The following is a 20,644-nucleotide window of genomic DNA, read 5'->3' as shown; positions in this document are numbered from 1 at the left end:
CCCCATGACTAGCCCATCCCCGGCCGCCGAGGTCTGGTTCCTCACCGGCAGCCAGGGCCTCTACGGCCCCGAGACCCTGCGTCAGGTGGCCGATCAGTCCCAGCAGATCGCCGCGCGACTCGACGCCGATCCCGCCATCCCCGCCCGGGTGGTCTGGAAGCCCGTACTCACCTCAAGCGCCGACATCCTGGCCGTCTGCCGCGACGCCGCCGTCCAGGGGGCCGTGGGGATCATCGCATGGATGCACACCTTCTCGCCGGCGAAGATGTGGATCGCCGGCTTGGACGCGTTGCGCACCCCATTGCTGCACCTGCACACGCAGGCGAACGTGGCGCTGCCGTGGTCCGAGATCGACATGGACTTCATGAACCTCAACCAGGCCGCCCACGGCGACCGGGAGTTCGGGTTCGCCCAGACCCGCCTCGGGGTCGCCCGCAAGACGGTCGCCGGCCACGTCAGCAACCCGCAGGTCACCGCCCGGATCGCGGCGTGGACCCGAGCCGCTGTCGGGTACGCGGAGATGCGGTCGCTACGGCTGGTCCGCTTCGGCGACAACATGCGCGACGTGGCGGTGACCGAGGGCGACAAGGTCGAGGCAGAGCTGAGGTTCGGCGTCTCCGTCAACACGTACGGGGTGAACGACCTGGTGCACGCCGTCGACGCCGTGCCCGACGCGCGGATCGACGAGCTGGTCAAGGAGTACGACGACACCTACCGGCTCGACCCGACGCTGCGACCCGACGGTGAGCGCCACGACGCCCTGCGCTACGCGGCCCGCATCGAGGCCGGGTTGCGGGACTTCCTCGAGGCCGGCGGTTTCGGCGCCTTCACCACCAACTTCGAGGACCTCGGCGGGCTGCGGCAGCTTCCCGGCATCGCCGTGCAGCGGCTGATGGCCGACGGCTACGGCTTCGGCGGGGAAGGCGACTGGAAGACCTCCGTGCTGGTGCGCACGCTCAAGGCCATGTCGGTCGGGACCCCCGGCGGCACGTCGTTCATGGAGGACTACACCTACGACCTCACGCCCGGTCAGGAACTCGTCCTCGGCGCACACATGCTGGAGGTCTGCCCCAGCATCGCCGCCGGGACGCCGACCGTGGAGATCCACCCGCTGAGCATCGGCGGGCGCGAGGATCCGGTGCGGTTGGTCTTCGACGCCCGCCCCGGCCCGGCGGTGGTCCTGGGGCTGGCCGACATCGGCGAGCGATTCCGGCTCGTGGCCAACGAGATCGACGTGGTTGCTCCGCCCCAGCCGCTGCCCAAGCTGCCCGTCGCCCGGGCGGTGTGGCGGCCCCGCCCGAGCCTCACCGCTTCCGCGGAAGCCTGGCTCACCGCGGGTGCACCGCACCACACGGTCCTGTCGCAGGCCGTCGGGATCGAGGAACTGCACGACCTCACCGAGATGACGGGCACCGAGCTTGTCGTCATCGACGCGGACACGACTCCCCGACGACTCGCCCACGAGATCCGCTCGAATCAGGCCTATTTCCGACTGGCCAGAGGATTCTGAGCCGATATCACAATTGTTCAGGGTCAATTTCTTATCTGCCCCCTATCCCTGAACTGGAAGAACCGAGGTAATCCCGCTCGACATCGAGAGCCGCTGGGCCCTCCTCGGCGCCGGCGTCGGGGAGGGCCCAGCGGCTCTCTCGGCCGATAGCGGCGGGGTTAGGATGACCTTCGAGGGGGTGCCATGATTCCGCAGCCGGCCGTGCGTGCCGCAGTGATGAACGATGTCGCACGGCTTGCCGGCGTCTCTCATCAAACCGTCTCCCGGGTGCTGAACAATCATCCGAGCGTGCGGCAGGAAACCCGGGAACGGGTGCTGCGGGCCGTGGATCAGCTGAACTACCGGCCCAACGCCCTGGCGCGCGGGCTGGCCACCCGGCGCTCCAAGGTCATCGGCGTGGTCAGCTTCGACACGATTCTCTACGGCCCGGCCGCCACCCTGCTCGGCATCGAGCGGGCGGCCCGCGCCGCGGGCTACGGGATCAGCATCGTCACCCTGGAGCGGCTCGACCGGGCCGGGGTGACCTCCGCCATCAACGCCCTGGCCGCGCAGTCGGTGGCCGGAGTCGTGCTGATCGCCCCGATGGTCAGCGCCGCGGTACACGGCCTGCCCACCGGCGTACCCGCGGTGGTGGTCGAGCCCGGCGGCGGCGGTGAGTTGCCGAATGTCTCGGTCGACCAGATCGCCGGCGCCCGCCGGGCCGTCGAGCACCTCCTCGCGCTCGGGCACGAGACCGTGTGGCACATCGCCGGGCCGCGCGACTGGCTGGAGGCCCGCGACCGCACCGACGGGTGGCGGCTCGCCCTGGAGGCGGCCGGCCGTCGCGTCCCGCCGGTCATCTCCGGAGACTGGAGCCCGCGGGCGGGGTACGAGATCGGGCAGACCCTCGTCGACCGCCCGGACATCACCGCGGTCTTCTGCGCCAACGACCACCAGGCGCTCGGCCTGCTCCGTGCCCTCCACCAGCGGGGCGTGCGGGTGCCGGACGACGTCAGCGTGGTCGGGTTCGACGACATTCCGGAGGCCGCGTACTTCTCCCCGCCGCTGACCACCATCCGCCAGGACTTCGACGAGGTCGGCCGTCGGTGCGTCGCCGCGCTGCTGGAGTTGCTGGCCGCCGACCCGTCCCTCGGGCGGGCGAGCCCGCCCCCGGTGGAGCCGACGCTCGTGGTCCGGGCCAGCAGCGGCAGCCGAAGTTCCTGAGCGACGACCCGGCCGGCCCGGCGGGAGTGCCTTCCGCCGGGCCGTCTGTTCTCAGCGAAATGCGCAGGGTCGCGATCGATCTCAGCGGGTGCGAGCGGTCACTGCGCCAGATCCCGCTCGGACTTGGCGGCGGCGAGGAAGATGGCCTGCCGCTGCGATTCGGTGTGCCGCCCGGCGGCGAGCCATTCGTCCAGGACCTCCTTCACCCGCTCAAGGAACTGTCCGTGGTTGCGGAACGGTGCCGCCTCCCAGACCCGGTCGAGGAACGTCTCGCCGCTCTCGTCCCGGATGCCGTCGTTCGGTACGCCGGTGGTGGCCGACCCGAAGACGACCTCCGGCTCGACCCGCTTCACGTATGGGTGGTAGGAGTTGAACTGGCCGGGCACCGGGTCGGAGATGTAGTACGGCGCCAGGGTGTAGCCATGCGTCGTGAAGTGCATCGGGACATTCGTCGGCTGGATGGCATCGGCCAGGTCGCCATCCAGCTTCAGGTCCTTGAAGAAGCTGAACTCCCGGTAGCTGGGCGTGTCGTCCCGGACGACCATGAGGGTCGGGCCATAAAGAATGGACTGGATCGACTTGTTGTCGAGCGCCTTCTCGACTCGGAAGCTGAACGGCATCGAGATGTCGATGATGTCGCCGCGGGACCAACGCCGGTCGAGGACGACGTAGCTGCCGGGCACGGCGGTGAGTTGCTGGCGCTGGCCGTTGATTCGGACCGTGTAGCCCTTCACCGCCCACGACGGCACCCGGAGCATTATCTTGAGCGGGCCGCTGCCCTCGTCGAACCGTAGTCTGCTGGCGCCCTCGGTCGGGTACTGGGTCTCCTGGGTGATGACGAAGCCGCGGCCGGGCCAGGTCAGCGTCGAGGCGATGAAGAGGTTGACGTAGAGCGTGGACTCGTCCGCCGACTGGAAGTAGATCGACTCCTGGTACTTGGTGTGGCTCTCCAGGCCGGTGCCGTTGCAGCAGCTACCATTTCCGCCGTACCGGCTGTATTCGATGGTGTTGCCGATCCGCCGCGATCGGCCGGGCCACATGTTCTGGTGGTAGGTCACCTCCGTGGCGGTGACGCTGTCGATGTCCCGGCGCGAGCTGAGGATCTGGTTGTGCAGCGCCTTCTCGTAGAAGTCCAGGTACGCCGGATCCGGCTCGTGGAAGAACAGGTTCCGGGTCAGCCGGAGCATATTGTAGGCGCAGCAGGTTTCGGCGTGCCGCGGGTCCGAGGACGAGGTGAACCCGGAGGTGATCACACCTCGTACGCCGAAGTGTTCGCTGCGGCCGGCGCCGCCGTTGCTGCAGGTGCGGTGCGGGACGACCATCGCCCAGAAGTTCTTGGCGGCGGTGTGGTAGTCCTCGATGCCGGTCTGCTCGAAGAGCCGCAGGTAGCCGATGTTCGGCGCCATGTACTGGTTGGCGTGCCGCCCGTTCAACTCGTCGCGTTCAGCGAGCGAGGCGTTGAACATCGTGGTGAAGGTGAACGCCTTCGCGGCCTGAAGGTACCGGGCCTTTCCTTCGTCATCCGGGGCGAGCGCCGAGAGTTCGGCCATGACCTCGTTCATCGAGCCGGCTTCGCCGGCGCTGTAGATGTTCCACATCCGATCCAGCTCGGCCTGGCTGTACCGGCTGAGCCGCTGGTGGACCCAGTCACCCATCCGGAAGACGATGTCCAGCGCCTCCTCGTTGCCGGTCAGGTGGTAGGCGTTGAGCAGCCCCCTCATGATCTTGTGGCAGGTGTACCACGGTGCCCAGACCGCGTTGGCGCCGCTGTTCTCCCGCAGGGTCGGTGGTTCGAGGCGGCTGAACTGGCCCTCCGGGAAGGCGGCGAGGAAGCCGCGGTAGCTCGTGCCGATGATGGTGGCGTCGCGGCCGTTGCCCGAGTGGTCGAGGGCCTTCTCGCCCTCCTCCTCGAAGCGGTACCAGGACACGAGGTCGGTCGGCTCCGGTGCCGGGTCCGCGGTGGCGAGTGCGTGCACCTCGGCCGCGGTCAGGGCGCGGTGGTAGATCCGGAAGTCGTCCACCGTGGCGTTGAGGTACGGGTCGCTGGTGCTCTGCGGCCGCCCGATCCAGTTGTTGGTGGTCGAGCCCAGGTTGGCCGGGGTCAACTGGATGGTGTTCGCGCCGACCTGAGTCCCGTTGACGTAGAGCCGGCCGGTGCCGTCCGCGGTGGAGATCGTGACCGCCACGTGTGCCCACTCGCCGACCGGGACCGAGTTGCTCGCGCCGTCGATGCGCTGCTCGTTGCCGCTGCCGCCGGTGGTGATCGCGAAGCGCGGGCCCATGCTGGCCGATACCCATGGGGACAGCGACAGGTACGCGCTCGAACCGGTGCCGAAGTTGAAGATCTTGGCGTTGGTCTGGGTGGTGGCGAGCTTGAGCCAGACCGCGATCGTCACGTCGGTGACGCCGTTGAGGAGCCCTGCGGGCAGCAGCACGTACTGGTTCGGATGCGGGTCGCTGAGCCGTACGGCCTTGCCGGAGCGGCCCGTGACCCGGCCGACCTCCCGCCCGTCGAGCGCCCGCTGGCACTTGCCCAGCTCCTCGACCAGGTAGTCAAGCTTGTCGAGGAAGACCTCCTCGCCGGTGGCGGCGTAGGACTGGGACAGCAGCGTCATGTAGTGCCCGGTGAAGTGCCCGCGCAGCAGGTGGTTGGGGGTGTCCCAGCCACCCGGCCAGGTGCCGGGCGCAGGCAGGCCGGCATTGGCCCGGAACAGATGCAGCATCCGGTCCGGTCCATCGAGGACGTTGCCGGTGCCCGGGTAGTTCCTGGCGTAGTTGAGCATCCGATCGCGCTTCTGCTGGAAGATCCCCTCGTGCAGGGCCACCTGGTCGAGGTCGAACGGCTTGGCGATGGGGCGGCCGGGCTGCCCGGGACCTTGCCCGGTCGCGGCGCGGTCGCCGTCGGCGGCGGCGGCGGCCGACATGCCCATGGTCGAGGTGATGGTCATCGCGGCGGGGGCGGTGGAGGTCAACACGCCCAGCCGGAGCAGATTTCGTCGGGAGAACTGCTTGCCCACTTCTCACTCCCCTGGATTCGGCCCGTAGCCGGGCCCGCTGACGAGGGAATCACCGAGAACCGCCAGGCGGGACAGACGCAGTGGTGTCCGGACGCCGCGGCCTTGGTGGCTGGTCTTCCAGCACTCCGGGCCGCCCGGCAATGTGAGCGCGCTCAACGTTGCGCCTTGAGTACACCTACTGATGAGCCAGGCAGGCCTGACCTCTGAGTGTTACCGCTCACATCACGATTGTCAATGCTTCGGCACTGATGGGTCGAGGAGGCAAACAGGCAGCGGAGGGGCTGCCGAAACAGCCCCTCCGCGTGCGTCAGTTCCCGGTCACCGGAGCTTGAACAGCGCGGTGAGGGCGGACCCGTCACGTGTGGTGGCGGTGACCGCGTAGCAGGTACCGGGGGTGGCAGGCGTCTTCCAGTTGTACTGGAGCTGGCCGTCCACGTACTTCAGTGAGGTGGCACCGCTGGCGAGCGTCTCGATTTCGGCCGTCGGTGCGTCGGCGGCGCACGTGACCTGCTTGACGTCCATCGTGACCAGCGCCGGGTCGGTCAACTCGGTGTCACCCGAGAAGACCTGGAACTTCATCGGCACGGTGCTGCCGCCCTTGACGGTGTTGAGCACCCCGCCCATGTCGAGCGGGCTGTAGAAGCCCTTCAGCGTCCACGGCAGCACGGTGTACGTCTGGGTGGCGGTGCCCACGTTGCCCGCGGCGTCGGTCGCCGTCGCGGTGATGGTGTGCGTGCCGACATCGGTACGGTAGCCGCTGACAACGCATCCCGCCGGGCCAGAGGTGGCGTCGGTCGCGGTGCACGTGGGGGCAGACGGAACCGAACCGAAGTACACGATGCCCACCGTGGCGGAGAACTCCGCCCGCGGCGCGACCGTGTCGACCTTGACCGTGGCCGCCTTCGGTTCCTCGGCGTTGCCGCTCGTGTCGGTCGAACGGAACTCCACCCGGTGGGTGCCCTGCTGGTCGACGACGACCGGCGCGTCCCCGTAGGTCGTCCAGTCACCGCCGTCGAGCCGGTACTGCGTGCCGGCCACGCCGAACGCGTCCTTCGCGTCGAGCGTGAACGACGGGGCCGTCGTGTACCACCCGTTGTCGCCGTTCGGCTTCGCCGGAGACCAGGTCAGGGTCGTCGTCGGCGCCACCGTGTCCTTGCCCACGGTGAGAGTCAGCGTGGTCTGCGTGGTGCCAGCCTCGCTGACGTAGTCGGGCAGGATCAGGTCACCGACGACGGTGTAGCGACCGGGGGTCTTGACGATGTTCTCGTCGAACTTCCAGTCGACGCCGATGGCCTGGTTGTCCCGGGAGCCGTCGTTGTAGGAAACCTCCACCTTGTTCGGCAGGTAAGGCAGTTCGCCCACCTCCACGGCCTGCTCGAACGTCTCGGCACCCTGGATCGAGATGCCACCCTGGGACATCTCGGGCCGTACGTAGACGCGGGCCTCGGCGATCAGGCCGTAGCCGTCGTTCGTGCCGTAGACCACGAACGGGTCGACGTTGGGCTCCGCGACCATCTCCGGCGTGATCTGCTGCCACTTGAACCCGACCGTGCCGCGGGCGCCGCTGGCGTAGACCGCGTCGAGCGTGCTCGGCAGGGTCGGCACCTCGCCCACGCCGGTCCGGATCAGCACCGGCGAGCGCACCGAGTCGACGGTCTCGCCGTTGGCGCGCCAGCGCAGCACGCCCGTGCCCGCGCCGGTGCCCTGGACGCCCCAGATGCGGATACGCAGTCGGCTGGTCGTGATCGGTTCGAAATCGAAGTGGTTGTAGGCGTTGGTGGCCAGACCGCCCGCGTACGTCGACCCCTTGGTGAGGGTGACCGGCGTCCAGGTGGTGCCGTCCGAGGAGGTCTCGATGGCGTAGGTCGTGGCGTTGGGCCGGCGGGTGCCGCCGTTGTCGTCGTACCAGTAGATGTCGGTCGACGACAACCGCATCGGCGAGGTCCAGGCGTACTGGATCCACGCCGCCTGCGCGACGCTGGTGCCGTTCTGCTGCTGGCCCCAGCTGCCCCAGCCGTTGCCGGCGCCCGGGTTCGAGCTGCTCGGGGTGCCCGGGTCGTTGACCCGCTGGTGGTTCTCCCACGACGCGGTACCGCTGGTGGTGATCGTCGCAGAGGAGCCGAACTCCGCGGAAACCGCCCGCTTGGTGAGCGTCGCCGCCACGGTCGCCTCCGACCGCTTCGCGCCGTCGTCGGCGAAGAACCGGAACACGTAGTCACCGGGGACGGTGCCGGTCACCCGAGTCGCCAGCGCCTTGGGGTCGGAGAAGATGACACCCGCGCCCTGCGGCGCCGAAACCGTCTCCCAGCCGAAGGTGAGCTCGTTGTCGTAGGGGATGCCGTCGTCGGACGCCGTACCGACCAGCCTGGTGGAGAGGTTGCCGTCCGCCGAGCTGTCGCGGGTGGCGGTGACGACGGGCGCCTGGTTGGACACCGGCGGAATCTCACGGCCCGAGTTGAACACCTGGATCTCGGAGATGGCCGTGTAGAGGCTCGGGCTGTTCGTGAACGCGATGCGCAGCTTGTTCGACGTCACGGTCTTGAAGAGCGCCTCGTTGAACTTGGCCGACGGGACGGTCGGGTTCTTGAACTGGTCCGGCACCTCCTTCCAGCCGCCCTTGCCGTCGGGCACCTGGACCCACCAGCGCGCGGGTTCGCGGTAGCCGCTGGCCTGACGGTCGCTGACGAAGAACGCCTTCACGTTGTCGAAGGATTTGGCTGACCCCAGGTCGAGCTCGACGTAACCGTTCTTCTCGGTGGTGCCGTAGTTGCCCCAGTACGGTTCGTTGGCGGTGCTGCCGTCGGTCACGGCGGCCAGCGACACCGGCCGCTCGGTCTCCTTGATCGCGCCGGGGGTGTAGTTCATCGAGGTGGTGCTCCAGCCGGGCGTGTGGAACTGCCGCCACGGGGTCGGCCGGGTGCCCTGCTGGGTGTACGACGAGCTGAGCGTGGCGCCCGCCGCCAGGTTCGGCGCGTTCTGGGTGAGGTCGATGCCCGCCGTCTTGAGGTACGCGACGACGCGGTCGTCCTTGATGGTGGTGTTCACCGCGCTCGGGAAGTTGGTCCCGCTGCCCGCCTTGAAGGTGACGGTCAGCCCGTCCTCGGCGTTGATCTGGTTGGTGTTCGGGTCGTAGGTGAGCTTGCCGAGCTTGTCGGTGCTGACCTTCTTCTCGCCGTCCAGGAACAGGCTGTAGCCGGCGCCCAGGCCGTACTCGCTGCCGTTGGGGTCCCAGACGACCGTGACGTCGTGCCCGTGGTAGCGCAGGTTGTTGGCCATGAAGTGGTCGTAGCCGAACTTGATCGGCGACAGCTCGATCTTGTCGTCGGAGCGCGCCTGGAGGCCGGCCATGTCCTCGACGAAGATGTAGTTCATGTTCCCGAGCATCACGTGGTTCGGGTTGTTGCGGTTGTAGGTCTTCGTGGTCGGGTTCCAGTTGGAGTAGTACTCCGCCTGGTTCGCGACGCGCGCGTCGCCATTCGGGTAGATGCTCCAGGCCATCCAGTCCAGCAGCCGCTTGGCGTACGCCGGGGTGATGTACTTCTGCTGCGGGTCGTAGTGGCGCAGTGCCGAGCGCACGCCGCGGTACTGCACCGTGAAGTTGATGTTGGAGAAGTTGTTGGAGCCGCCGATCCCGTAGGCCGCCCGGTCGTACTGGTTGGCGGTGTAGAACGGGAAGATCGGGAAGTTGTCGCCGTAGGTCAGGAAGCGGTACCCGTCGACGTACTTCTGCCACTGGTCGAACGGGATGAGGTTCTCGGCGTAGACGTCGTAGAGGTTTGACTCCTTGGCCGGGATCAGGTTGCGGGCCGACGCGGGCAGCGGGTTGGCCCGGCCGTTGGAGCTGGCCGCGCTGGTGGCTCCGTACGACGTTCCGGCCAGGAACATCCGCATGTCGGGGCTCCACAGCTGGCTGAGGATCGCGTCGCGGGTGCCGTCGGCGGCGGTCGCCATCTCGTCGACCTTGGCCTGGTCGGCGCCGGAGATCTGGTAGAGCTGCCGGGCGGCGTCGAGCGCGCCCCACACGTACGCCGACTCGGGGCGTTCGATCGTGCGCGCGCCGGGCGCACTGGCGTTCGACTTCGGGAAGCCGAAGGAGATGGCGTCGGCGTCGTTGCCCGGCATGTAGTTGGTGTCGTAGGCGATGAGCTTGTTCTTGTTGCCGTCGTAGTGTTCGAGCTGGCCGACGCCGTCGCCCTCGAAGTACTGGCCGAACTTGCGCGCGATCTCCTTGCCGCCGCCGTGCACGTTGTAGGCCTCGAGGCCGGCGGTGCCGATGTACTGCGAGTAGTGGTTGTTCCAGCTGGTGTGCCCGGGGCTGTCCAGGAAGGCGGAGGAGCCGGAGAGCTCACCGATGTTGAGGATCTGGCCGTACGGCAGGTAGGGCGTACGCAGCCACTTGGTGTCCTGCAGGTGCATCGGCTGGGTCAGCGCGATGGCGTTCTGGTAGAGGTTCGACCCCTCGACTGTGGTGGGGTACTGGTAGACGTAGCCGGACGCGTTGGCGTCGAGGTTGTTGTAGCGCTCGCCCCACCAGCGGTAGACGATGGCCTTCTCGAGCGCCGGGTCGGGGACGTTGATGTAGGGGACGTCCTGAGCCCAGCGGCGGTTGAACTCGGTGATACCGGTGCGCACGGCCTGGGCCGCCGGCATCGCGGCGTACTCCTGGTAGCTCTCGACCGTCTTGGGCAGCGTGGCCGAGGAGACGGCGCCGACGACCGACAGCGACACCGAGCCGCCGGCCGGCACGGTGATCTCACGGTCGAGGTTGGTGCCGTTGCGGGTGAAGCCGGCACCGGTGAGGTCGGTGGTGACGCTGTTCCACGGGGTGTCGATGAGGCCGTTGTTGGCACCGCTGGTGATGGTGCGGGTGCCGGTGAGCTCGCCCGCGCCCTTGCCGGCCTGGGTGGCCAGCGGCGAGGCGGCGCGGACGGTGAACGTCGTCGGCGAGTCGCCGGGGTTGCTGAAGTCGATGGCGGTGACGGCGACGTTGTCGTAGGTGATGAACTTGGTCAGGTCGGCGATGACCCCGGTGGTGCCGATCGTGTAGCGGCCCTTGGCGTGGCTCGGCGCGTTGAACCGGTTCGCGCTGACCTCGGTGACGGTCTGATTCGGCACGGTGACCGTGTACAGGTTGCCGAGGTTGTTGGGGCCGCCGACGTACGTGCTGCCGGCAAAGCCCATGGTGGTGAAGTTGTTGGTGCTCGCGCCACGCATGTAGAGGGAGCGGCCCCGGGTCATCAGCACCGCCGACCCGAGCGTGCCACGGACGCCCAGAATCCGGTCGAGGTAGTAGTCCGTGCCGCCGGCGGCGAGGTCCTTCTCGAAGATCGACTGGTGCATGTTCGCCGCGGTGAACGGCACCCCGGGCTTGAGCTGCGCGGCGACCTCGCTGACGTTGGTGTAGGCCGGGTCGCCGATCTCCATGACGTGGCTCTGCCCGTTGGTGTAGACCCCCACGTCGCCCTCGTTGCCGGGCAGGATCGGGCCGGCGGCGTGGGCCGGGGACGGCAGGCCGACGACCCCTCCCGCGACCAGCGCGGCCAAGGCCGCCCAGACGGGCGTCCTCCTCACGCGTCTACTCATGACGAATTACCTCCTTGGCTGGTTTCGGTGAGTGTGAGCGCTAACATATGTGCCGTCAATCCTCGGCCTGGCCCTTTCTTCTCCGCCCGGTCGCGCCAACGACGCCAGGGCCGTTAGCGCTCACTTCTGCCGGTCAGACCGTGGGCAGCCAGACACGCATCGTCGAGGGTCCGCGGTTGGCCCACGCGTGGTACTCCACCAGCGCCACCTCGTCGAACTCCTCCCCCGTCCCGGGCGCCGACTCGGCCCCGCCGGCCCGGTAGGGCCAGTCGTGGTCCTGAACCCGCACCCGACGGCAGCGCACGACGGCCCTGCCGTCGACCAGGCGAGGCGGCGCGCTGGTGTCGACGCGGAGCCCGTCGACGGTCTCGACGCCGGCGACGTCCACAGACTCCAGGGCCAGCACGAGCGGGCCGCGCTCCACCGCGACGCAGCCACGGACCGCGTCGATGCGAGCATCTGGGTAGGTGAACCGGGGCGCCATCGGCAGGTGCAGGACGACCTCGTCGCCGCGTCGCCACGTCCGTCGCTCGGTGACGACGCCCGGGCCGACCGGTCGGGTGCTTCCGTCGACGGCCAGCGTCGCACCCTCGACCGCCCAGCCGGGCACCCGCAACGACAGCGACCAGGGGCGGTCGTCGTCGCTGTCGACCCGCACCCGGACCTGGCCGTCGTGGGGGTAGTCCGTCGCGACGGTGACGAGCAGGTCACGTCCGTCGGCGAGGCGGTGCGCGACGGTGCCGGGCAGGTACTGGTGGAGCTGGAGGCCCTCGTCGTCCGCCGTGGCGACGTACGCCGCCAGGCTGGCCATCGTCCGTGCCACGTTGGTCGGGCAGCAGGACACCTCGAACCACGGCGCCCGCAGCGAGGCCGCGGCGCGAATGCTGGGCTGGTCGGCGTCGGGGATGGTGCCGAGCTCACGGCGGTGCAGGGTGTTGGTGTAGAAGAAGCTTCGGCCGTCGGCCGAGGGCGAGGTCGACACCACGTTGAAGAGCGTCCGCTCGATGAGGTCGGCATACCCGGGGTCGCCGGAGGCGAGCAGTAGCCGCCACGCGAGCATCACCGAGCCGACGCCGGCGCAGGTCTCGGAGTACGCGCGGTCGGGGGGCAACACCCAGTCGTCGCCGAACGCCTCGTCCTGGTGGCGCGAGCCCTGCCCGCCGGTGATGTACGTGCGCCGCGCCACGGTGTTCTTCCACTGTCGGCGCACGGCCGCCAGCAGGCCGGCGTCGTCCGTCTCGACGGCGACGTCGACGGCGCCGGCCGAGAGGTAGTTCGCCCTGACCGCGTGCCCGCGCAGCACCGTCGCCTCGCGCACGGGGATCTCGTCCTGGAAGTACTCCCGGCCCCATTCCACGTCGCTGAGCCGGCCATGACCCCGCCGCTCGACGAAGAGAGCGGCCTGGGTGAGGTAACGGTCATCACCGGTGACCCGGGCGAACTCCACGAGCGCGGTCTCGATCTCCGGGTGCCCGCAGACGCTGTCGATGCCGTCCGGTCCGAACGTTTCGCAGGCGTTGTCGGCGGCGCGGCGGGCGACGGCGAGCAGCCCGTCAGCGGCGTCCGGACGGGTCCGGGCGCGGGCGACCGCCGCTTGCAGGAGGTGACCGAGGCAGTAGAGCTCATGGCCCCATTCGAGGTCGGACCAGCGGGATGCCTGGCCCGAGCGGCCGAACTTGGTGTTGAGGTAACCGTCGGGCTCCTGCGCGTCGGCCACCCGTCGGACGACGGCTCGGAACCGCGACTCCAGGCCCGCGTCGCCCGTCCGGCCGATCTCCCACGCCATCGCCTCGAGGAACTTGTAGACCTCCGAGTCGGAGAACTCGCGTCCGCGGCGCTCGCGGGGCAGGTCGCCCTTCTCGGCAGCAAGGTCGAAGTTGCGAATCCAGCCTTCTCGCTCGAGCCAGTGCTGGATGTGCTCGAGGGTCGCCGCGGCGTTGACCGACTGGCGCTCGGCCCAGAATCCGCCCGTGATCCGGACTTCACCCAATCCCAGCGGCCGAAGCCGGCCGCGGCTCGCCATGACGGGTGCAGCCGGGGGTACGGTGCCGATCATGGTCATCCTTTCAGGGCGCCGGACATGAAGCCGCGCACGTAGTGTCGTTGAAGCAGCAGGAACAGGACCATGCACGGAAGCGCGAGGACGACGACGCCCGCCTCGGTCGCGCCGTAGTCGACGACTCCCTGGACCTGGCCGCGGAGGTTGGACACGGCGAGGGGCAGGGTCATCCGCTCGGAGTCGTTGATGAGGATCAGCGGCGCCATGAAGTCGTTCCACGCGGCAAGGAACGCGAAGAGCCCGACGGTGATCATGCCCGGCTTCACCGCCGGCACGAGTACCCGCCAGAGCGCGCCGAAGGACGAGCATCCGTCGACCAGCGCGGCCTCGTCGAGTTCCCGCGGCACCGCCTCGAAGGAGATACGCATCAGGAAGGTGGAGAACGGCAGCTGGAACACCGTCAGCACGAGGGCCACGCCGACGAGGGAGTTCTGCAGGCCTACCTCGTTGAGCAGCACGTACAGCGGGATCAGCAACGTCGCGTACGGGACCATCAGGATGGCCAGCGTGACCAGGAACAGCACGTTCTTGCCAGGGAAGCGGAACCGCGCGAACGCGTAGCCCCCGAGCAGGGAGATCAGCAGCGTCAGGGCGACCGTGAGCCCCGACACGAGCGCCGAGTTGGCGAGGTAGCGCCAGACGCCGGCCTGGTAGTGGGTCAACGTCTCGTAGTTGCCGAACCCCCACCCGTGCGTCTGGTTCGTACCGGCCTGCGGCGCGACCGAGGCGACGGCAGTCCAGACGAGCGGGAACAGGAAGATCAAGGCCAACGCGCCGGTCAGTACCCAGTAGGGGGTCCGCAGAGCGATGCCGGCGATGGTGGCACCACCCGAACTGACAGGTGCGGCAGGGGCCGCGGGGGGCGTCAGCGGCCGTTCGCTGACTGTGGTGGAGGTGGACGGGGAACCGGTGGGCATCGCGTCAACTCTCCTCGGACCGGAAGGCGCGCATCTGCAGCGCGTTGATGATGACCAGGGCCACCAGCACGATGATGGAGATGGCCGCTGCCACACCGAGGTCGTTCTGGCCCTGGAACGCCACCGAGTAGATGAGCTGAACCACGGAGATCGTGCTGTTGTCCGGGCCACCCTTGGTGAGGATGTAGAACTGCTCGAAGGCGAGCAGGGAGCCGGTCACGCAGAGCACGGTGGTCAGCGCCAGCGTCGGGCGCAGGAGCGGCAGGGTGACCTTCCAGAAAGTCTGCCAACGACTGGCGCCGTCCATCCGGGCGGCCTCGTACACGTCCGCCGAGATTCCCTGCAGGCCGACCAGCATGAGCACCATGTAGAAGCCGGCGTAGCGCCAGACGATGAGGAAGAGCGTCGAGAAGAGCGCCGCGTTCGGTGAACCGAGGAAGGTGAAATCCCAGCGCTCCATCACGGGTGCCACCGGGCTGGCGTACGGCGAGTAGAGCACGTAGAACAGCAGCGACGCGGAGGCCAACCCGAGCGCGCTGGGCACCAGGAACGACGCGCGAACCAGGTTGTTCCATCGGCTCGACTCCTGCACGAGCAGGGCCAGACCCAACCCGAGCAGCAGCAACAACACGGTCGCGAGCACCGTGTACTTGACGGTGAACACCACCGACGAGGTGAAGAACCGGTGATTCACCGCCTTCACGAAGTTGTCGGGAAAGTTGATTCCCTGGTCGCCAGACAGCAGCGGCCATCTCGACGCCGACATCCGGATCACGAGCAGCAGCGGAACAGCGAACAGCGCCGCCACGAAGACCGCGGTCGGAGTTGCGTAGAACCAGCCGAGCAAGGCTCGACGGCTGCTGCGGCCGCGGGCGACGCGTCGAATCGCCGCACCGGATGGGGGTGCGTTGACTCTCATGGGAACCTCTCGTTCGTTGGCCGGCGGGCGGATCGTTGCCGCGTCCCGGGTCGGTGTCGTGCCGCGAGGGTGTGCCGGGCCGTCGCACGGCACACCCTCCGGCGGACGGCTACTGCCCGAGCACGGCAGAGATCTCGTCGTTGTCCTTCTGGAGATTGCCGCCGTCACCCAGCACCTGGTTGCGCACGAGGGTCAGCCACGGGCTGTTCGGCGCGTTGAACGCCTGCTGGAAGTTCAACGCGACCGGGGTGTCTCCCTTGCCGGCCACCTCGTTGATGGTGACCAGCCGCGGGTCCTGGGCGGCGTACTTGTTGTTCGCGAGGTCGGAGCGCGAAACCACGTCCTTGTCCTTCGCGAGCACCTCCACCTGGGCGTCCTCGGACATCATCCAGTTCAGGAAGTTCCAGGCCTGCGCGGCCTTCTTCGAGTCCTTCGAGACACCGATGCCGTCCCCGCCGACGAAGGTGGAAGCGCCCCCGTTCGGGCCGGGGATGCCGGAAACCCCGACATCGAACGGCGTCGAGGAGAGCAGCGTCGCCGGGTAGAACATCAGGCCGACCTTGCCCTGGGTGAACCCGGCCGTCCAGGTGGGGCCCGCCTCGTCCTTCGAGGACGGCAGCACGGCACCGGACTTCCACAGGTCGCGCCAGGTGCTGTAGACCTTCTGGGCGGTGTCGTCGCCGAGCTTGGACTTGGCGCCGTCCTCGCTCAGCACCTCACCGTCGCTGGCCCAGATGGTGGGGAACCAGGTGAAGACCAGGCACCCGCCGCAGTTCAGACCGGTCGCCGTGCCGTAGACGCCGTCCTTCTTCAACGCCTGGATCTTCTTGGCCGCGTCGGCGTACTCCTCCAGCGACGCCGGCGCCTTCTCCGGGTCCAGGCCGGCGTCCTTGAACAGCTGCTTGTTCCAGAACAGCATCGACAGGTCCAGCACGAACGGCAGTACGTACTCCTTGCCGTCGCGCGTGCCGGCCGCGAGGTGCCCCTTGTTGATGGAGTCCTTGAAGCCGAGGCCGTTGATGTTCGAGCTGAGGTCCTGGAACAGTCCCTGCTGCACCCAGTTCGGCACGTAGACGATGTCCGCGGCGAAGAGGTCGGGAAGCCCGCCCGAGCCCGCTGCCGCGCCGACCTTCGCCACGTAGTCGTCGTTGGGCACAACGGTCAGCTTGACCTGGTTCTTGTGGCTGGAGTTGTAGGCCTCGACGAGGAGCTTCGCCTGCTTCTCGAGCGGTGCGCGGGTCCAGAGCGTCAGCTCACTGCCGTCATCGGTGCCGTCGGGGCCGGCTTGCACCGCTGCCGGTCCCTTCGAGTCGTCCTTGCCGCACGCTGCCGCGCCGAGGGCCAGCGCCGCCACGAGGACTCCGGCCAGCGAGCGCAGGCCAACGCGACTGCGCGAGGTTCGTCTCATATCCTTCTCCTTAGGCTCATCGTTCGGTGAGGTCCGCGCCGGTGGTTGTTCGCGTTCTCCACGAGGCGTGGCTTACGGTCGCTGTGTGATGCGGTAGTAGGTGCTGTTCCAGCGGATACGATCGGCGAACGACCGTGGGTCGGTCGCGGAGTCGATCATGAGCAGTTCGACACCGGCCATGTCGGCGAAGTCGGCGAGTGCCTCCCGGCCGACCGCGGTGCTGAGCACGGTGTGGTGCGGCCCGCCAGCGAGCAGCCAGCACTCGGCCGACGTGGCGAGGCTGGGACGGGGCTTCCATACCGCGCGGGCGACGGGCAGCCGCGGCAGCGGTTCATCCGGCTCCACGAGGTCGATCTCATTGGCGGTGAGCCGGAGCCGGCCGCCCAGATCGGCGAGGCCGACCACGAGACCAGGGCCGGGCGCGGCGGTGAAGACCAGGCGAACGGGGTCCTCACGGTCTCCGATCGACAACGGGTGGATCTGCAGGCTCGGCCGGCCGCCGGCGATGCTTGGGCACACCTCGAGCATGTGCGCGCCAAGGATCTTCGGCTCGCCGGGCCCCCAGTGGTAGGTGTAGTCCTCCATGAACGAGGTGCCGCCGGGCTCGTCTCCGGCCACCACCTTCAGGATTCGCAGCAGCGCTGCTGTCTTCCAGTCACCCTCGCCGCCGAACCCGTAGCCGTCGGCCATCAGACGCTGCACGGCGAGGCCGGGGAGCTGCCGCAGGCCGCCCAGGTCCTCGAAGTTCGTCGTGAAGGCGTCAAAGCCGCCGGTCTCGAGGAACTGGCGGAGGCCGAGTTCGATCCGGGCGCCGTAGCGCAGGGACTCGTGCCGCTCGCCACCGCGGCGCAGCTCGGACGCCACGTCGTAGCGCTCCTCGTACTCGGCGACGAGCTTGTCCACGTCACCGTCGCCCGCCTCGTCGACGGCCGCGACCAGCGCGTTCACCCCGTAGGCGTTGACCGAGATGCCCAGGGTCGCCTGGGCGCCAACCTTGTCACCCTCGGTGACCGCGACGTCACGCATGTTGTCGCCGAAACGGGCCATCCGGAGTGACCGGGCCGCCCGCCAACCGGTCGCCGCGCGAGCCCAGGCGCTGACCCGGTCCGCCACCGCCGGATCGCCGGCGAAACCCGCGATGGTCTTGCGGGCCACCCCGAGTCGCGACTGCACGTACCCGAACTCGCGGTCGCCGTGCGCGGCCTGGTTGAGGTTCATGAAGTCCATGTCCAGCTCGGCCCAGGGCAGCGACCGGTTGGCCTGGGTGTGCAGGTGCAGCAGCGGCTTGCCGAGAGCGGACAGGCCGGCGATCCATGCCTTGGCCGGTGAGAACGTGTGCATCCAGGCGATGACGCCGACCACGGCGTCGTCCGCGGTGGCGTCCAGGCAGGTTCGACGGATCGCGTCGGCGGTGGTCAGCACCGGCTTCCACACCAGTCGAGGGGCGGCCCGCAGGCCGCCGGCAAGCGTCTGGCACACCTCGCGGGACTGCGCCGCGACCTGTTCGAGCACGCTCTCGCCGTACAGCGCCTGGCTCCCCGTCAGGAACCAGATCTCCCCTGGATCATCTACTGTCGGCACGAATGTCACTCCGTTCCATCGGACCGGCCAGGCTGGCCGTACACCTTCTGGTAGCGCGCGTAGAGCCGGTCCACGTCGACGGGGTCGATCGCCCGTGGCGTACCGAGCTGCCGAGCGATATGGACGGTCCGCGCGACGTCCTCGCACATGACCGCTGCCTTCACCGCGTCGCGGGGCGTCGCTCCGATCGTGAACACGCCGTGGTTGCGCATGAGCACGGCGGGCGAGCGGTGCCCGGAGAGCGTCTCCACGATGCCCCGGCCGATGGAGTCGTCACCGATCATGGCGAACGGTCCGACCGGGATGTCGCCGCCGAACTCGTCGGCCATGGCGGTGAGCACACACGGGATGGGTTCTGCGCGAGCTGCCCACGCCGAGGCGTACGTCGAGTGCGTGTGGACGACGCCGCCGACGTCCGGCCGGTGCCGGTAGACGTACGCGTGGGCCGCGGTGTCGCTCGACGGATTGAAGTCGCCCTCGACGAGGTTGCCGTCCAGATCGCAGACCACCATCGAATCCGCCGTCAGGTCGGCGTAGTCCACGCCGCTCGGCTTGATGACCATCAGGTCGTAGCCCGGCACCCGGCCGGACACGTTGCCGGCTGTCCATGCCACGAGGCGGTAGGCGGTCAGCTGCGCGTGAAGCGCGGCAACCGTTTCCCGGATCGCTCGCACCGTTTCGGTGAGCGTCGTCTCGTACGTCGTCATCGTGTCTCCGCCTCCCGTCGGATTCGGCGCAGCTCGTGCATCACGTCGTTGCCGCCGCGGCCGAAGTAGTCGTGCAGCCTCAGGTACTGCGCGTACAACGCGTCGTAGGCCGCGGCACGCTTCTCGTCAGGTTCATAGACCGCGACGTCGCGCCGGCCCATCGCCGCTGCGGCAGCGCGCACGTTCGGGTACGCGCCGGCGGCGACCGCGGCGTGGATCGCCGAGCCGACCGCGGGCGCGTGCGCGGAGCCCACGATGCTGAGCGGCAGCCTGGTCACGTCGCTGTAGAGCTGCATCAGGAACCGGTTCTTGACCAGGCCCCCCGCGACGACGAGCTCGGTCACCGGCACGCGTCCCGCGCGCAGGGCGTCGACGATGGCGCGGGTGCCGAATGCGGTCGCCTCCAGCAGCGCCCGGTAGATGTCCTCGGGGCGGGTCGCCAGAGTCAGCCCGACGACGAGACCGGAGAGCTCGTGGTCGACCAGGACGGACCGGTTCCCGCTGTGCCAGTCGAGCGCGACCAGGCCGTGCGCGCCGACCGGTTGCAGGGCCGCCTTCTCGGTCAGAAGGTCGTGGACCGAGATGCCTCGGGCTCCTGCCTCGTCGACGTAGGCCGGCGGAGTGTTCCGCTCGGCGAACCAGGCGAAGATGTCACCGACGCCGCTCTGGCCGGCCTCGTAACCCCAGAGCCCGTCGACGATTCCGCCGTCGACCACCCCGCAGATGCCGGGCACCTCGGTGAGCACCTCGGAGCTGACCACATGACAGGTGGAGGTGCCCATGATGGCGACGAGCTGGCCGGGCTCGACGGCGCCGGTCGCGGGAGCGGTGACGTGGGCGTCGACGTTTCCGGCGCAGACCGCGATGCCCGCCGGGAGACCGGTCAGCGCCGCGGCCGCGGGCGTCAGGGCGCCGGCGCGGGTGCCGAGCGCCGCGATCGGGCCGGCGAGCTTGCGGGGCACGAAGTCGGTGAAGCCCGGGTGCAGCGCCGCGAGGAAGTCTTCGGAGGGGTAGCGGCCGTCCTGGTAGATCGCCTTGTAGCCGGTCGCGCAGGCGTTGCGGACGTACGTGCCGGTCAACTGCCAGACGATCCAGTCGGCGGCCTCGACCCAACGGTCGGTGCGTGCGTAGACCTCGGGGTCCTCCTCCAGCAGCTGGAGGCCCTTGGCGAACTCCCACTCGGAGGAGATCCGGCCGCCGTAACGGCTGATCCAGGGCTCACCGCGCTCGTGGGCCAGCTGGTTGATCCGGTCGGCGTGGCGCTGCGCGGCGTGGTGCTTCCAGAGCTTGACGTACGCGTGCGGCCGGCCCGTCAGCTCGGGCAACTCGCACAGCGGCGTGCCGTCCGCCAATGTGGGCAGCACGGTGCAGGACGTGAAGTCCGTGCCGATGCCGATGACCTCGTCGGGGGCGATGCCGGCCGCTTCGACCGCCTCGGGCACCGCGTGGCGCAGCACGTCGAGGTAATCCGCCGGAACCTGGAGTGCCCAGTCGGGTGGCAGCCGCTCACCGGTGGCGGCCAGGGTCTCGTCCATGACGCCGTGCGCGTACTCGTGGACCGCGGAGCCGACCACCGCACCGTCGCGGACGCGGACCACGACAGCCCTGCCGGACAACGTGCCGAAGTCGACACCCACCACGTAGCCGGAGGAGTGAGCGATAACGGAACGCGGCAACATCGGGTGCCTCCAACTTGGTACGTGCGGGATCGCGACGTGTGGGGGTTAGCGGAGTCACCCA

11 protein-coding genes are annotated in these 20,644 nt (G+C 68.9%); 2 read left to right on the top strand and 9 right to left on the bottom strand.

The window, feature by feature from the left end:
• Positions 1 to 4 precede the first annotated feature (4 nt).
• The gene (gene araA, locus ACNAW0_RS04350; RefSeq protein WP_416286398.1) at positions 5 to 1,510 is read left to right on the top strand and encodes an L-arabinose isomerase; all 1,506 of its coding nucleotides are present in this window, start codon (positions 5 to 7) and stop codon (positions 1,508 to 1,510) included.
• Positions 1,511 to 1,693: 183 nt separating this feature from the next.
• Positions 1,694 to 2,713, top strand: a complete 1,020-nt coding sequence (locus ACNAW0_RS04345) for a LacI family DNA-binding transcriptional regulator (RefSeq protein WP_416286397.1) — start codon at positions 1,694 to 1,696, stop codon at positions 2,711 to 2,713.
• A 98-nt stretch (positions 2,714 to 2,811) separates the two neighbouring features.
• Here ACNAW0_RS04345 and ACNAW0_RS04340 read toward each other — a convergent pair whose 3' ends face one another.
• From ACNAW0_RS04340 to araB, 9 genes are all read right to left on the bottom strand, one after another.
• Positions 2,812 to 5,730 (bottom strand): beta-L-arabinofuranosidase domain-containing protein, encoded by a 2,919-nt coding sequence (locus tag ACNAW0_RS04340; protein ID WP_416286396.1) that lies wholly within the window; start codon positions 5,728 to 5,730, stop codon positions 2,812 to 2,814.
• Positions 5,731 to 6,048: 318 nt separating this feature from the next.
• On the bottom strand, positions 6,049 to 11,313 hold the full coding sequence (locus tag ACNAW0_RS04335) for a PxKF domain-containing protein (RefSeq protein ID WP_416286395.1): 5,265 nt from the start codon (positions 11,311 to 11,313) through the stop codon (positions 6,049 to 6,051).
• Between the two features lie 133 nt (positions 11,314 to 11,446).
• Positions 11,447 to 13,375, bottom strand: a complete 1,929-nt coding sequence (locus tag ACNAW0_RS04330; protein WP_416286394.1) for a glycoside hydrolase family 127 protein — start codon at positions 13,373 to 13,375, stop codon at positions 11,447 to 11,449.
• Positions 13,372 to 14,289, bottom strand: coding sequence for a carbohydrate ABC transporter permease (locus ACNAW0_RS04325; RefSeq protein WP_416286393.1), 918 nt, complete (start codon positions 14,287 to 14,289; stop codon positions 13,372 to 13,374). The genes ACNAW0_RS04330 and ACNAW0_RS04325 overlap by 4 nt, the downstream gene beginning before the upstream one ends.
• Positions 14,290 to 14,293: 4 nt before the next feature.
• The gene (locus tag ACNAW0_RS04320; RefSeq protein WP_416286392.1) at positions 14,294 to 15,208 is read right to left on the bottom strand and encodes a carbohydrate ABC transporter permease; all 915 of its coding nucleotides are present in this window, start codon (positions 15,206 to 15,208) and stop codon (positions 14,294 to 14,296) included.
• Positions 15,209 to 15,317: 109 nt separating this feature from the next.
• Positions 15,318 to 16,616: an ABC transporter substrate-binding protein gene (locus ACNAW0_RS04315; protein ID WP_416286391.1), complete on the bottom strand. Its 1,299-nt coding sequence runs from the start codon at positions 16,614 to 16,616 to the stop codon at positions 15,318 to 15,320.
• A gap of 72 nt (positions 16,617 to 16,688) precedes the next feature.
• Positions 16,689 to 18,197: an L-arabinose isomerase gene (gene araA, locus ACNAW0_RS04310; protein ID WP_416286390.1), complete on the bottom strand. Its 1,509-nt coding sequence runs from the start codon at positions 18,195 to 18,197 to the stop codon at positions 16,689 to 16,691.
• A 5-nt stretch (positions 18,198 to 18,202) separates the two neighbouring features.
• Positions 18,203 to 18,904 carry an L-ribulose-5-phosphate 4-epimerase gene (locus ACNAW0_RS04305; protein WP_416286389.1) on the bottom strand — a complete coding sequence of 234 codons (702 nt, stop codon included), beginning with the start codon at positions 18,902 to 18,904 and terminating at the stop codon, positions 18,203 to 18,205.
• The gene (gene araB / locus ACNAW0_RS04300) at positions 18,901 to 20,583 is read right to left on the bottom strand and encodes a ribulokinase (RefSeq protein WP_416286388.1); all 1,683 of its coding nucleotides are present in this window, start codon (positions 20,581 to 20,583) and stop codon (positions 18,901 to 18,903) included. The genes ACNAW0_RS04305 and araB overlap by 4 nt, the downstream gene beginning before the upstream one ends.
• Positions 20,584 to 20,644 lie beyond the last annotated feature (61 nt).

The organism is Micromonospora sp. SL1-18 (assembly GCF_047921505.1).
In the GTDB taxonomy this organism is placed as follows: domain Bacteria; phylum Actinomycetota; class Actinomycetes; order Mycobacteriales; family Micromonosporaceae; genus Micromonospora.
Note: the sequence above shows the minus strand (reverse complement) of the source record. Positions and strands in the feature narration are given on the sequence as shown.